Source organism: Xanthomonas hawaiiensis, assembly GCF_031834635.1.
GTDB lineage: Bacteria > Pseudomonadota > Gammaproteobacteria > Xanthomonadales > Xanthomonadaceae > Xanthomonas_A > Xanthomonas_A sacchari.
This window is the reverse complement of record NZ_CP115873.1, coordinates 35918-49231: the sequence shown is the minus strand read 5'-3', so window position 1 is coordinate 49231 and position 13314 is coordinate 35918. Positions and strand designations below refer to the sequence as shown.

The following is a 13314-nucleotide window of genomic DNA, read 5'->3' as shown; positions in this document are numbered from 1 at the left end:
GTTCTCCCCCACAGACAACCCTGTTCTAGCACAGCGTCACACTTTTTGGGGAGACAAATGCAGCCGTCAGTCGGGAACATTCCGAGGTGAATGCGCACCCTGCTAGGCAAGGGCGCATCTTGATGTGGGCCCGATTAGATCAGGGCACATCCACCACATTATTCCGCTGGGTCAGTTCCGCCACGTCGCCCTCGGTGACGACATGCACCCGTCCTCCCTTTGCGCTCTTTCCTCCCGGCACCACCAACCGCACATTCGCCGTCTTGGGTTCCAGATCGCGCGGCGCCACTAGCGCCGGAAACGCCGCCCGCGCCAATTCGCGACCCCGCGCATCCTCCAACACCACAAACCCCGCCGGCGCATCCACATGCCCCAGGCTATGCACGGTGACCTCGATAGCGTCCGCAGTCACCCGCACATCCCCACGTCCAATCCCCAGATCCGGCCGCTGCTCGATCGGCACCGCAGCCGGCGTGACCAACTCGAACTCCATCACCACCGTCTTACCGGCCGGGAATTCCACATCCACCGCCCCGCTCTTCTCGAACGCGAACTCGCGTGAGGCGGCCTTGCCGTCGATCTTCCCATCGCCATCGCGATCCACACCCGCACGCATCCGCCACTGCCCGGCCGCGACATTCCACCCCGTCATCTGCGCCCGCTGCACCTTGCCGCTGGTGTTGTAGCCGATGACGGTAAAGCGATCCTGCCGCGGCTTCGGCAGCAGCAGCGCTACCTGCACCGCGCCTTCCGGATCGGCGAAGCGCCAGCTGACGGTGTGGCCGGGGTAGGTCTGGTTGCGCTTGAGGGCGACGCCGCCGAGGCGGGCGCGCTGCAGGTTCACGGTGGGCGATTCGACGCGATCGCTCCACCAGTGGCCTTCGGTGTTCATGTAGAAGGTCTGCAGCTTGTCGCGGGTCTCGGCGCGGTACAGGGTTTCCAGCCAGCGCGGGTCGCCGCTCTGTTCCCAGGCGACATGGTGGGCGAAGTCCGGGGCGTCGTCGGCCTCGGCGTCGGCCGCGGTCTTGGCCAGGCTGGCGCCCCAGCTGTCGCGCTTGCCGAGCACGTCGAGGAAGTTCTCGTTGAGCAGGGACAGGCCGCCCGGGCCGGCCTTGGCGACGCGGTAGTCGATGGCCTGGAGGTAGCGCGCGTCCCCGGTCCAGCGGTAGGCGGCCCAGAAAGTGTGCAGGGTGTCGGGGCCGCCGCTGCCGTCGAACAGGCTGCCGCCGCGGGTCTTGCCGGTGGCCCAGTTGATCTCGTTGGGCAGCGCCCACTGGCCCTTGGCGTCGGTGTAGGCGTGGGCCAGGTAGCCGTCGGCCAGGCCGGTGACGATGCGGCGGCTGTTGGGGTCGGCGTTGTAGCCGCCCAGCAGCAGCGCCGGGTGCAGGATCGGGAACGAATAGGGCTTCTGCCACTGCCAGTTCGGTTCGCGGTAGACCTTGCGTCCGCCGAACCAGTTGCTGGCGAACAGCAGGTGGCCCTGCGGGTTGACCTGGATGATGCGGTCGAAGGCCTTCACCGTGCGCATCAGCCGCTCCACCGTCAGCGGGTCGCCCCAGTTGAGGTAGAGCATTTCGCTGTTGATGTTGATGCCGTCCTCGTATGAATGCAGTTCGTCGGTCTCGATGGTGGAGAGGCCGTCGGTGAACATGCCGTTGCGGTAGTTGGCGTCGGACAATGCGGTGAGCGAGGCGTTGAGCTTGTCCGGGTCCACGCCCATCAGGGCGACGCCGGGCCATTGCTGGGTGAGGTCGGAATCGTCGGAGATGCCGCCGCCGAAATCGCCGTAGTCGACCTGGCGTTCGTCGATCCACCAGTTGATGTAGCGGCGCGTGGCCTTGAGGTCTTCCAGTTGCCAGAACGCCCAGCCCGGCACGCCCTTGGGCGGCTGCGGCAACTGCACCGGCAGCGGGCCCTGGTTGCCGTAGCTGATGTCGGCCCAGTACTGGCGGCCCAGCGCGTTGTCCGGGTCCACCCGCAGCAGGTCGTGGATGTCGGCATCCAGGCGCGCGTACAGGCGCTGGCGCTTGGAGGTGGTGTGTTCCTCGACCAGGAAGCCCCAGTTGTCCTTCACCTGGTTGAAGCGGTCGGCGATGTGCTCGGCCTTGGCCTGCTCGCGCGGCTTGAACAGCAGGCGCAGTTGCGCGCCGTCCAGCGCGCGCGCGTCGAAGCCGGGCGCCGCCGAGGCGATGCTGAGCATCAGGCTGTCGTCGGTCAGGATGCGGTCGCGCAGGTCCAGCCACAGGGTGCGCGCCTGCCCGGGCGCGACCGACACCGACACGTCGAGCATGTCGCGGCCGGGCCAGATCGGATCCTTGACGCGGATGTTGAGCGGGATCAGGCCGTTGTGCGTGGCCGGCAGCTGCAGTGCCGGCAGGTCGATGGCGATGCCGTCCAGGCCGTCGTGCATGTTCTCCCATCCGTAGGACCAACTGCGCATCAGCGGCTGCGCGGCCGGTGCGTCGCCGAGATTGGAGGGGATGAGCACGTGGACGATGGGCAGCGGCGGCACCGCGGTCTTTTCGTTGGCACGCTTGCGTGAGGGCGCCTTGGTCGGCAGCGCGACCACGGTGCTGCGCTCGTCCGGCGGGTAGCGCCCGGCGATGTAGGCGCGCAGCGCGGCGAGGTTGGCGTAGTCCGGGGCGATGTCGCTGCGCACGGTGTAGCGCAGCGTGGCGCTGGGGTTGGCCGGCTCGGCACCGGCCCCGACGTCGTAGGCCCAGATCTCCTGGATCGGGGTTTCCTGGGCGACGTTGGTGAAACGCAGGTGGCCGCCGCGGCGGCGTTCGAACTGATCGACGCTGCGCACGGTGCCCTGCGCGCGCGCGAACAGCGGCGAGGGCGTCGCGCCCTCAGCGGCATAGGTGGCCTGGCCATAGGCGGCGCCGCGCAGTTCGATGCGGTTGAACGGTTCGTCGGGCAGCGCGAGGTCCAGCGCCTTGCCGCCTTCGACGTAGACGTTCCAGTCGGGCAGCTGGAAGTAGTCGTTGCGGCCGTGCAGGCGCGAGCGGTTGTAGACGCCGGGCCAGGTGGTCTCGGCGATGCCGTCTGTCGCCTTCCACATCCATTCCTTGAGATCCTTGGCGTCGGCGAACTCGACCTTGCGGATGCGCGTGGACGGGGCATCCAGCGCCGGCGGTGCGCGGCCGTGGTCCCAGCCGAAGCGGTGCAGCCAGGCGTTGCGCGCGGCGCTGTCTGGCACGACCTCGGCGCTGCGCGGTTCCTGTTGCTTGGCGAGGGCAGCGACGCCGGCGGCGTCGAGCATGCGGTCGTAGACGCGGATCTCGTCGAAGTCGCTGCCGCGCAGGAAGTTGTAGCGGCTCTGCACCTGGTGCGGGGCGAGCACGCGCGCGGCCAGGCCGAGCTGGTCGAGCGCGGCGTCAAAGTCGAGCGAGCCGCCATCGGCGCAGGCCTGCGTGCAGTCCACGCGCGCGGCCTCCTTGCCGTCCACGTACAGGCGCACGCCGCGGGTCTCGTCCCAGGCGAAGGCCAGGTGGGTCCAGGCGCTGGGCGACGGGTACTTGTCGAGCTTGAAGGAGACGCGGGTGCGCGCCAGGTTGGCGTCGGTGACGAAGGCATCGAAGCCGTGGCCGTTCCAGTCGATGCGCAGCCAGGCCATGTCCCAGCTGGTGTGGTCGGCGTAGCCGACGCGGAAGATCACGAACGGCGCTTCGCCCACCGGATAGCGCGAGCGCCAGAAGAACGACAGCGTGCCGCGCTGGGTGTAGACGTTGCCCGGTGCGTTCCAGGACAGCACGCCGTCGTCGGCCCATTCGATCGCCTGGCCGGAGACGCCAGTCGGCACCAGGACGATCTTGTCGCGGAAGTTGGGTTGGGGGTCGCCATGGGCGACGTCGGCGTCCAGGCCTTTGTCGGCGGAGACGCGGAACAGGAGTTCGGGAGCCGCGGCGGCGGCCGCGATGGTGGGGCAGACGAGTCCGCACAGCAGTACGAGACGGTGGAGCGTGCCGCGCAGGCGCACGGGGAGTGCCGTGGTCGATCGAGGCCAGCTGTCGCGGCTGAAGCCGCTCCTACGAGGAGCCGGTGCGCGTGTAGGAGCGGCTCCAGCCGCGACGATGTGGTCGGCGACGGCGCCACTGCGAATTGCCTGTTTCATCTCGCTCCTTTGCGATCGGCGCGCGCCATGGCAGCGCGCGACGACCTCCCTCCCCGGCCCGCGAGTATGCGGGCAGCGGGGCGTTGCCGATGCCGCAGCGCGGCACCGGCGCACGCAGACATCAGAACTTGTAACGCACCCCGATCGCGTACTGGCGGCCGGTCTCGCTGTAGGTCAGCGGCAACTGCGCGCCATTCGCGCTGGTCTGCACCCACTCGTAGTACGGCACATTGGTCAGGTTCGAGCCTTCCAGGCTGATGTCGATCTTCTCGTCGATCTTGTAGGTCAGCTTGGCGTCGACGACGTTGGTGCCGCGCATGCCGTGCATGTCGAAGCCGGTCTCCGTGGCCGGCACCTGGGTCAGGTAGCCGTCGCGGTGGGTCAGCGACACACGGCCGCTGAAGCGCTCGCCTTCGTAGAACAGCGTGGCGTTGTACGAGTTCTTCGACAGGCCGGTAAGGTCGGTGTTGAACGACAGCGCGCCGGTGCCGGTGACGTACTGGATCTTCGACTGCACGTAGGTGTAGTTGAGCTGGGTGCCGAAGTTGGCCCACTTGCCCGGCAGGAAGGTGAAGGGCTGGATGTAGTTGAACTCGGCGCCCTTCAGCTTGCCGCCCGGGGTGTTGAGCGGCACGCTGAAGACGAAGTCGTCGGTGGCCGCCGCGCCGGTGCCGTCGAGCAGGCTGACCGGCAGGCCGCTGCTGGAGTACGGGGCGATGGTGCGCGCGGTCTGCACGAAGCTGTCGATGTCCTTGTAGAACAGCGCCAGGCCGAGCATCGCGCCTTCCTGCAGGTACCACTCGAAGCCGAGGTCGGCGGTCTTGGCGCGGATCGGATCCAGGTTCGGATTGCCGCCGCTGACCGTGCGCGCGCCGCCGGCGACGGCGACGGTCACGCCCGGGGTCAGGCTGCCCAGGCCCGGCCGCGTCATCACCTTGGCAGCGCCGAAGCGGACCAGGAAGTCCGGGGTGATCTCGGCGACCAGGTTCAACGACGGCAGGGTGTCGTTGTAGGTGCGCTCGACCGTGGTGTTGATCAGGTTGGAGCCGACCAGGGCGTAGCCGGTGGAGGACTGGTTGGTCTTCACGTAGCGCACGCCGACGTTGCCGGAGAACGGGATCACGCCGATGTCGAAGGCGAAGTCGCCCATCAACCAGGCGCCGCGGTCCTTCTCTTCCACGCTGCGGGTGTTGACCGCGCGCTCGGTCAGCGTCCAGGTGCCGGTGCCGCTGTAGATGCCCAGCGCATCGGCGATGCCGTTGAGGTCGGGTACCGCCCAGGTCGACGGCGTGCCCTCGATGCCCTTGAGCCCGGCCAGCGTCACCAGGTCGACCGGCACGATGCGGTTGCCGGTGGCGAAGGTCGGCACGCTGGTCTCGGACGCGCGGCGAAACTCCTTGGTGTCGAAGCCGTAGTTCTTGGCCAGCACGCCGCCCTTGAGGGTGAAGTTGGTGCCCAGGTTCCACTCGAAGTTCAGCGAGCCGGTGTCGAAGCTGTTGTTGGCCGACTGCGGACGCATGCGCACTTCGGCCAGGGTCCAGCCGTTGGCGGCGGTCGGGTCGATGCCGTAGTTGAACACCGGCGAGGTGTAGCTGTTGCGGTAGTCGTAGCTGTAGCCGGCGACGTTGTTCTTGTCCATGATGATCGTGGTCTGGATCGGGTTCCGGTGCTTGGAACTGGAGCTGCCGATCTCGCCGGTGATCTTGAAGGTGTCGCTGAAGCGGTGCTCGCCGTTGAGGGTGAGCTGCTTGAAGACCGTGTTCCACTCGTCGTGGCGATTCTCCGAGCGGATGTCGGTGTTGTCGAAGCGGCCGTATAGCAGCGCGCCGGAGGCCGGGTCGACGTAGCCGTCGCGCACGATCATGTCCGGCTTGCCGTTCTGCGAGCGGCCGCGGCTGAAGCTGATCGCCTCGATGTAGTGCTCGTCGCGCTTGGCGTCGATCTTCGAGTACAGGCCGTCCAGCGAGAACTCGGTGCTGTCGTTGGGCTTCCACTGCAGCGAGCCGGTCACGCCCAGGCGGTTCTGCTCGTGCTCCATCTGCGTGTAGCGCGGGATGCGCGGGCTGAACACATTGGCGCTGTTGGCCGCGGCGAACGGCGAGGTGGGGCTGTAGCCGTTGTTGCTGGGGCCGTTGGCCCAGCGCGTGGTGCCGCTGCCTTCCTCGAGCACCTGGCGCTCGGAATAGGCCACCGACATCAGCGCGCCGAAGGTGCCGTCGGCCCAGGTGTTGGCGACCAGCGCGGCGATGCGCGGATCGGCCTTCTGCGACATGCCGTTGTAGGTGGCCTGGCCGTTGGCGGCGAAGGTGAAGCCGTCGTAGTCGAACGGCCGCGCGGTGCGCAGGTCGACCGTGGCGCCCAGCGAGCCTTCCTCGACGTCGGCCGAGGCGGTCTTGCGCACCACCATCTGGGTGAACAGGTCCGAGGCGAACACGTTGAAGTCGAAGCCGCGGCCGCGGTTGGTGCCGCCGCTCTGGTCGCTGGCGCCGACCGTGGTCAGCGCTTCCATGCCGTTGATGCGCACGCGGGTGAAGTCCGGGCCGAGGCCGCGCACGGAGATGTTGCGGCCTTCGCCGGCGTCGCGGGTGATGACCACGCCGGGGATGCGCTGCAGCGATTCGGCCAGGTTGGTATCCGGGAACTTGCCCACGTCCTCGGCGACGATGGCGTCGACCATGCCCTTTTCGGCACGCTTGATGTCCAGCGCCTTCTCCACGCTGGCGCGGTAGCCGGTGACGACGACGGTGTCGAGCTCGGTGGTGGCATCGGCCGAGGCCGTGGCGGGCGGCGCGGACGCTGGCGCCTCCTGCGCCTGCAGCGCACCGGCCTGCAGGGCCAGGCCGATCGACAGCGCGAGCAAGGTAACCGGTGTCTTCCGGCGTTCGGTACGTGATTGCATGTCCTCCCCTCCCAAGGGTTCCATGACGGCGTTGAACTACGGGCGTTGTCGCGAATGACACCGCTAGTCAAAACCAACGTTAACAGTTGCGAAACATTGCGGCATCTTGCAGCGCAACAGAGTGACCGGCGGCTGCAGGGTCTTTTGAGTCAATGAGATAGCGCAGGATCGCGATGCCGGCCAGTGCCGAAACGCGTGTTGCCGCACGAAAATGACACCGCTAGTCAGTTTTTCTGGCCGAGGTCCGCGTTTCGCGGCATGCTTGGCGTCCCTTCGGCCGCCGGACCCGCCCGCCATGACCGCTTCCCGCATCGTCTGCTTCGGCGAACTGTTGCTGCGCCTGGGCGCGCCCGGCCACGAACGCCTGCTGCAGACCCCGCGCCTGGAGGTGCAGGTGGGTGGCGCCGAGGCCAACGTGGGCGTGGCGCTGGCGCATTTCGGCCACGCCGTCTCGGTGGTCAGCGTGCTGCCGGACAACCCGCTGGGCCAGGCCGCCGCCGGCGAGTTGCGCCGGCATGGCGTGGACACCAGCGGCGTGCGCTTCGCGCCCGGGCGCATGGGCCTGTACTTCCTCAGCACCGGCGCCGGGCATCGGCCCAGCGAGGTCACCTACGACCGCGCCGGCTCGGTCTTCGCGCTGGACGCGGGCGACCGGCACGACTGGCCTGCGCTGCTGGGGAGCGCGCAATGGCTGCACCTGTCCGGAGTGACCCCGGCGCTGGGCGAACGCGGTGCGGCGGCGGCGCTGGCGGCCGCGCAGGCCGCACGCGCGGCCGGGGTGCGGGTGTCGTTCGACGGCAACTACCGGCCCAAGCTGTGGGAGGCCTGGAACGGCGATGCGCCGGGCATCCTGCGGCAGCTGCTGGCCCAGGCGGACGTGCTGTTCGCCGACTACCGCGACCTGGAGGTGGTGCTGGGTCACCGCTACCCGCAGGACAGCGTGCAGGCGCGGGTGGAAGCGGGCGCGCGCGATGCCTTCGCCGCGTTCCCGCAGCTGCAGGCGATGGCCTGCACCCAGCGCGTGGCGCACAGCGTCGACCGGCACAGCCTGGGCGCGATGCTGCTGCGCCGCGACGGCAGCGTGGCGCAGGCGCCGGCCGAGGAGCTGAGCGGCATCGTCGACCGCATCGGCGGCGGCGACGCCTTCGCCGCCGGCGTGTTGCACGGCTTGAGCCAGGGCTGGGACGACAGCGCGACGATCCGCTTCGGCCTGGCCGCCGGCTGCCTCAAGCACACGCTGCCGGGCGACGTGCTGGCGCTGAGCGAGGCCGAGGTGCGGGCCTGCGTGGGGGCGACGCGGTTCGATGTGAGGCGGTGAAGAGCCGGGAGTGGGGAATGGGGAGTGGGGAATCGTAGAGGCGCTGGCGCTGCGGGGTCTGCTTCCGGATTAGCGTTGCGATGTGGCGGCTTTTAGGCTTGATGGTGTGCTGGCGGTTCAGGCATCGCGGCTTCGCTTGTCGCGGCTGAAGCCGCTCCTACGGGTGCAGCGCGTGCTCTCGTAGGAGCGGCTTCAGCCGCGACCGGCATCGAACGTTGGCGATGCGAGGTACGAAAGAAAACGGCCGACATCGCTGCCGGCCGCATGTTCTCTCCAGGATCCGGGATCACGACGACTCCCGAATCCCCACTCCCGAATCCCCGCCCCTCAGAGCTCCACGCAATCGAACTTGACGTCCGGGTCGACGTCGGCGTCGTAGTCCACGTCCTGGCGTTCGAAGCCGAACAGCTTGAGGAACTCGTGCTTGTAGCCGGCGTAGTCGGTGAGCTGGAACAGGTTCTCGGTGGTCACCTGCGGCCACAGCGCCTTGCAGGCGTCCTGCACGTCGTCGCGCAGTTCCCAGTCGTCCAGGCGCAGGCGGTTCTCGTCGTCGGTGGCGGCCGGCTGGCCGTCCTCGCGGTACAGGCGCTCGCGGAACAGGCGGTCGGCCTGTTCGATGGTGCCTTCGTGCAGGCCCTTTTCCTTCATGATCTTGTAGACCATGGAGATGTACAGCGGCATCACCGGGATCGCCGCGCTGGCCTGGGTCACCACCGATTTCAGCACCGCCACGTTGGCCGCGCCGCCCTGCGGCTGCAGGCGCGCGTGCAGGCGCTGCGCGGTCTGGTCGAGGTCGACCTTGGCCTTGCCGAGTGCGCCGTGCCAGTAGATCGGCCATGTGATCTCGGTGCCGATGTAGCTGAAGGCGACAGTGCGCGCGCCCGGGGCGAGCACGCCGGCCGCGTCCAGCGCATCGATCCACAGTTCCCAGTCCTGACCACCCATCACGGTGACGGTGTCTTCGATCTCCTGCTCGGTGGCCGGCTCGATCGAGGCCTCGATGATGGCGTCCTTGTTGGTGTCGATGGCGGTGGCGGTGTAGGTCTGGCCGATCGGCTTGAGCGCCGAGCGCTTCACTTCGCCGGTGCCCGGCAGCTTGCGCACCGGCGAGGCCAGCGAATAGACCACCAGATCGACCTGGCCGCCCATGTCCTGCTTGATCAGTTCGATGACCTTGGCGCGCGCCTCGTCGGAGAAGGCGTCGCCATTGATCGACTTGCTGTACAGGCCGGCGGCCTTTGCCTGCTTATCGAAGGCGGCGGCGTTGTACCAGCCGGCGGTACCGGCCTTCTTCTCGCTGCCGGGCTTCTCGAAGAACACGCCGAGGGTGGCGGCGCCGAAACCGAAGGCGGCGGTGATGCGCGAGGCCAGGCCGTAGCCGCTGGACGCGCCGATCACCAGCACGTTCTTTGGGCCATCGTGGCGCACGCCGCGCGCGCGCGTGGCGGCGATCTGCTCGAGCACGTTGCGCTCGCAGCCGAGCGGATGCGTGGTGGTGCAGATGAAACCGCGGACTTTCGGATGGATGATCAACGTGAATTCCTCGTCGGCACAATGCCCGCGGCATCTTAATGTCTGCGGCGGGTGTGCAGAAGTCCCGGTGGCAGCAGACGGCGGGGTATGGAGTTGGCAGTGGGCGGGCGGGTTCGGGTGCTGTCGCGTCGCGGCTGAAGCCACTCCTACGACGGGCGACGGCGCCGCTGTGTCGGATGGAGACAGTGTGGGAGGGACTTCAGTCCCGACGCGCTGTCGCCGGCCGTCGCCGCGCTACCGTCTATGCGCGCATCAGATGATGCGCAAGGTGATCGCCTTGAGCACGGCGCGGGTGCGGTCGCGGGTGCCGAGCTTGTCGAGGATGGTGGACACGTAGTTCTTCACCGTGCCCTCGGCCAGGAACAGGCTGCGCGCGATCTCCTTGTTCGAGTAGCCGCCGGCGAGCAGGCGCAGGATCGCCACTTCGCGTTCGCTGAAGGTGTCGCGCGGGGCGTCCTCGTCGCGGTAGCGGTAGCGCGCGCGCACTGGGTCGGTGCTGACCGGCTGCAGCAGGGTCTCGCCGGCGGCCACGCGCGCGATCGCCTCGCGCAGGTCCTCGGGGGCGGCATCCTTGAGCAGGAAGCCCTGTGCGCCGGCGGCGGTGGCGCGCAGCAGCAGGTCCGAGTCGTCGAAGGTGGTGAGCAGCAGCAGCGGCGTGCCATTCCCGCTCGCGCGCAACCGGGTCAAGGCTTCGATACCGTCCACGCCGGGCATGCGGATGTCGCTGAGCACCACGTCCACCGGCTCGGTTGCCAACCGTTCGATCAGCTCGGCGCCATCGCTGACCTCGAATGCGACCGCGATGCCCTGCTGCTGCAGCAGGGCGCGCAGCCCGGCGCGCACCAGCGCCTGGTCGTCGGCCAGCGCGACGGTGATGGATGCGAGTTGGGTCATGCGGGGATCCTGGCGGTCAGGCGCAGCGCGCCGTGCGGGGTGAAACCGATGTCCAGGCAGCCGTGCGCGGCGGCGATGCGCTCGCGCATGCCGGACAGGCCGTTGCCTTCGCGCAGGCGCGCGGCGTGCCGGCCGTTGTCCTCGATGCGCAGCAGCAACGCCTGGCCGTCGCGTGCCAGGCGCACGTGCAGCGTATCGGCGTCGGTGTGCCGGGCGGTATTGGTCAAGGCTTCCTGCACCACGCGCAGCAGGGTCTCGGCCAGGGCCGGATCGGTGACGGTGGCATCGGCGGCGATGTCCAGCGCCAACGCGGGACGCGGCAGCGGCGCGGCCAGCGCGCGCAGCGCGGTGTGCAGGTCCAGCCCCCGCGTATCGCGCAACGCCTGGACCACACTGCGAATGTCGTCCAGCAGCTCGCTGGACAGTTGCTGGGCGATATGCACCTCGTTGCGCGCGGCCAGGGCCGGGTCGCCGGCCAGCACGCGCAGGTTGAGCTTCATCGCGGTGAGCTTGTGCCCGGCCACATCGTGCAGTTCGCGTGCCACGCGCAGGCGTTCGGCATCGCGCGCGCTCTCGGCGAGCAGCGCGCGCGTGGCCAGCAGGTCGGCATTGACCAGGGCCAGCGCATCACGCGTGCGCTCGGCGTTGCGCGCGTAGTAAGCGACCAGCGCGGAAAATGCCTGGAAGCTCGCGTAGATGGCGACCACCAGCCACTGCCGCTTGACGCCCACCATGTCCAGCATCAGGTACAGGCCGACATTGATCGCCAGGCCGAAGGTCAGCACCACCGCCGGCCGCCAGCGCATGGCCGCGTGCGCCACCAGCATGACCAGCAGCACCGGCGCCGTACCGGCGCGCGGCTCCAGGTAGACCAGCCACAACGCCAGCACCGCCTGCACGCACAGCGCCGCGTCCGGCAGCACCGCACGTGCCTTGAGCCAGTCGTAGGCGATGAACAGCCCGGCGAAGCCGCCCAGCAGCCACCACCGCAGCGCGCTGCCGTCGGCTTCGAAGCCGAACGATAGCGCCACCGCCACGATCGTGATCAGGCCAGCGATATTGAGCGGCTCGAAGAACTCGCGCAGGATCGGGTGCATGGGGCGATGCTCGCCCGCCCTGACGCAAGTGGCAATGGGCTGGCGGCAGGTCGTGACTTCCGGCAGGTCATGATCATGACGACCGGCCATGCCAGCAATCCGATCGGCGGCGGATGCTGGGAGCGTCCTCCTGCAGACCTTCCCGAGTGCCTCGCATGGCCGCCACGATGCCCCGCCACCCCATGTCGACCGCAGCGCTGCTTGCCGTCCTGCTTGGCTTTCCGCTCGGTTCGTTCCTGGTGTCGCTGCTGCTGTTGCAGCGCCCCGCAATGGAGGCGGCGCACTGGGACGCGCAGGCGGTCGTCTTCTTGCTCGCCGCTTGCTGGTACGCCGTTCAAATCGCGTTGTTGCGCTTGGCGCTGAGGAAAGCGGGCTGGTCCTGGCGGGACATCGGCTGGTCGTTCGGCAGTCGCGGCACGGCGTGGTTGATCGCGGCATACCTCGGGGTGGCCTTCGCCCTGATCGGCGGTGTGGAGTGGGCACTGGCGCATGGTCCCGCGGCCGATCCGGCACAACTGTCCGATCTGGCGAACCTGACGCCGCGCACGCTGCAGGCGCGGCTGATCTACGTGGTGATGGGCCTGCTGGGCGGCCTGTGCGAAGAGCTGGTGTACCGCGGCTTCGCGTTGCAAGGGTTGCGTCGCCGCGGTGCGGGGATCGTCGTTGCGTGCCTGCTGGCTTCCCTGGCGTTCGTTGCGCAGCACGGGCTGAAGTCCCTCAGCCAGTTTGGGTGGTTCTTCACGTGGGGACTGGTGTTCTGCGTGTTGTTCTTGATCTGCCGGCGGCTGTGGCCCGGGCTCATCCTGCACTGGTTGGTCATCCTGTCGGCGTTGCCCGCCGTTCTGCCGCATTGAGTGAAGGAGTCTGCGATGCTGAACCTCGACCTGTCGCACCTGCTGTTCTGGATCGCCTGCGCCGCGTGGTGGGCGGTGGAAGTGTTCATTGGCCGTCGGCGCCGCAGCCAGGACGATCCTGCGCGCGATGGCGGCACGCTGCGCATGCTGTGGACAGTGCTGTACGCGGCGATCTTCGTGGCCGTGATGCTGAGCGTGCTGGGCGTCGGTCGCTGGCCGTTCGGCTGGCGCCTGCCGCTGCTGTGGATCGGGACAGCGATGGTTGTCGGCGGGCTGGCGTTCCGGCTGTGGGCCATTGCGGTGCTGGGCCGGCAGTTCACCGTGGACGTGGGCATCCAGCCAGGCCATGCGCTGATCACTGCCGGCCCCTATCGGTGGCTGCGCCACCCCTCCTACACCGGCGCGCTGCTGGCGTTCTACGGGCTGGCGCTGGGCATGGGCAACGTGCTGTCGCTGCTGGCGATCGTGCTGCCGGTGACCTGGGCATTCCTGCGCCGCATCCGGGTGGAGGAAGCGATGCTGACCCAGGCCTTCCCCGAGGACTACCCGGACTACGCCGCGCACAGCTGGCGGCTGCTGCCGTGGGTGTGGTGAGGCCGCGC

At 68.6% G+C, this 13314-nt stretch carries 8 protein-coding genes; 3 read left to right on the top strand and 5 right to left on the bottom strand.

Translation table 11 applies throughout. The features are described 5' to 3' along the window. Window positions 1-139: 139 nt before the first annotated feature. Together PG878_RS00210 and PG878_RS00205 are read right to left on the bottom strand one after the other, a co-directional pair. Entirely contained in the window at window positions 140-3976 is a 3837-nt protein-coding gene (locus PG878_RS00210) for a LamG-like jellyroll fold domain-containing protein (RefSeq protein ID WP_425611794.1), read from the bottom strand. Window positions 3977-4238: 262 nt separating this feature from the next. Beyond that, on the bottom strand, window positions 4239-7016 hold the full coding sequence (locus tag PG878_RS00205; RefSeq protein ID WP_209029974.1) for a TonB-dependent receptor: 2778 nt from the start codon (window positions 7014-7016) through the stop codon (window positions 4239-4241). Between the two features lie 295 nt (window positions 7017-7311). Here PG878_RS00205 and PG878_RS00200 point away from each other — a divergent pair, with 295 nt between their 5' ends. Beyond that, complete coding sequence (locus PG878_RS00200; RefSeq protein ID WP_209029975.1) at window positions 7312-8334, top strand: sugar kinase; 1023 nt, start codon at window positions 7312-7314, stop codon at window positions 8332-8334. 327 nt (window positions 8335-8661) lie between these two features. Here PG878_RS00200 and fabV read toward each other — a convergent pair whose 3' ends face one another. The 3 genes from fabV to PG878_RS00185 all read right to left on the bottom strand — a co-directional run bounded on the left by fabV (window position 8662) and on the right by PG878_RS00185 (window position 11957). Continuing rightward, window positions 8662-9867, bottom strand: a complete 1206-nt coding sequence (gene fabV / locus PG878_RS00195) for an enoyl-ACP reductase FabV (RefSeq protein ID WP_209029976.1) — start codon at window positions 9865-9867, stop codon at window positions 8662-8664. 252 nt (window positions 9868-10119) lie between these two features. Then, the gene (locus PG878_RS00190; RefSeq protein WP_209029977.1) at window positions 10120-10761 is read right to left on the bottom strand and encodes a response regulator transcription factor; all 642 of its coding nucleotides are present in this window, start codon (window positions 10759-10761) and stop codon (window positions 10120-10122) included. Beyond that, complete coding sequence (locus PG878_RS00185) at window positions 10758-11957, bottom strand: sensor histidine kinase (protein WP_425611793.1); 1200 nt, start codon at window positions 11955-11957, stop codon at window positions 10758-10760. The genes PG878_RS00190 and PG878_RS00185 overlap by 4 nt, the downstream gene beginning before the upstream one ends. A 56-nt stretch (window positions 11958-12013) precedes the next feature. On the opposite strand from PG878_RS00185, the gene PG878_RS00180 reads away from it, so the two are divergent. Beyond that, window positions 12014-12712 carry a CPBP family intramembrane glutamic endopeptidase gene (locus PG878_RS00180; RefSeq protein ID WP_244663615.1) on the top strand — a complete coding sequence of 233 codons (699 nt, stop codon included), beginning with the start codon at window positions 12014-12016 and terminating at the stop codon, window positions 12710-12712. 15 nt (window positions 12713-12727) lie between these two features. Further along, complete coding sequence (locus tag PG878_RS00175) at window positions 12728-13306, top strand: methyltransferase family protein (RefSeq protein WP_209029979.1); 579 nt, start codon at window positions 12728-12730, stop codon at window positions 13304-13306. Window positions 13307-13314: the final 8 nt, after the last annotated feature.

What these genes read in the sequence shown, in the direction of transcription:
- PG878_RS00205 (WP_209029974.1), bottom strand. Translation starts at nt 7,016, where the DNA reads ATGCAATCACGTACCGAACGCCGGAAGACACCGGTTACCTTGCTCGCG.
- PG878_RS00200 (WP_209029975.1), top strand. Translation starts at nt 7,312, where the DNA reads ATGACCGCTTCCCGCATCGTCTGCTTCGGCGAACTGTTGCTGCGCCTG.
- PG878_RS00190 (WP_209029977.1), bottom strand. Translation starts at nt 10,761, where the DNA reads ATGACCCAACTCGCATCCATCACCGTCGCGCTGGCCGACGACCAGGCG.
- PG878_RS00180 (WP_244663615.1), top strand. Translation starts at nt 12,014, where the DNA reads ATGGCCGCCACGATGCCCCGCCACCCCATGTCGACCGCAGCGCTGCTT.
- PG878_RS00175 (WP_209029979.1), top strand. Translation starts at nt 12,728, where the DNA reads ATGCTGAACCTCGACCTGTCGCACCTGCTGTTCTGGATCGCCTGCGCC.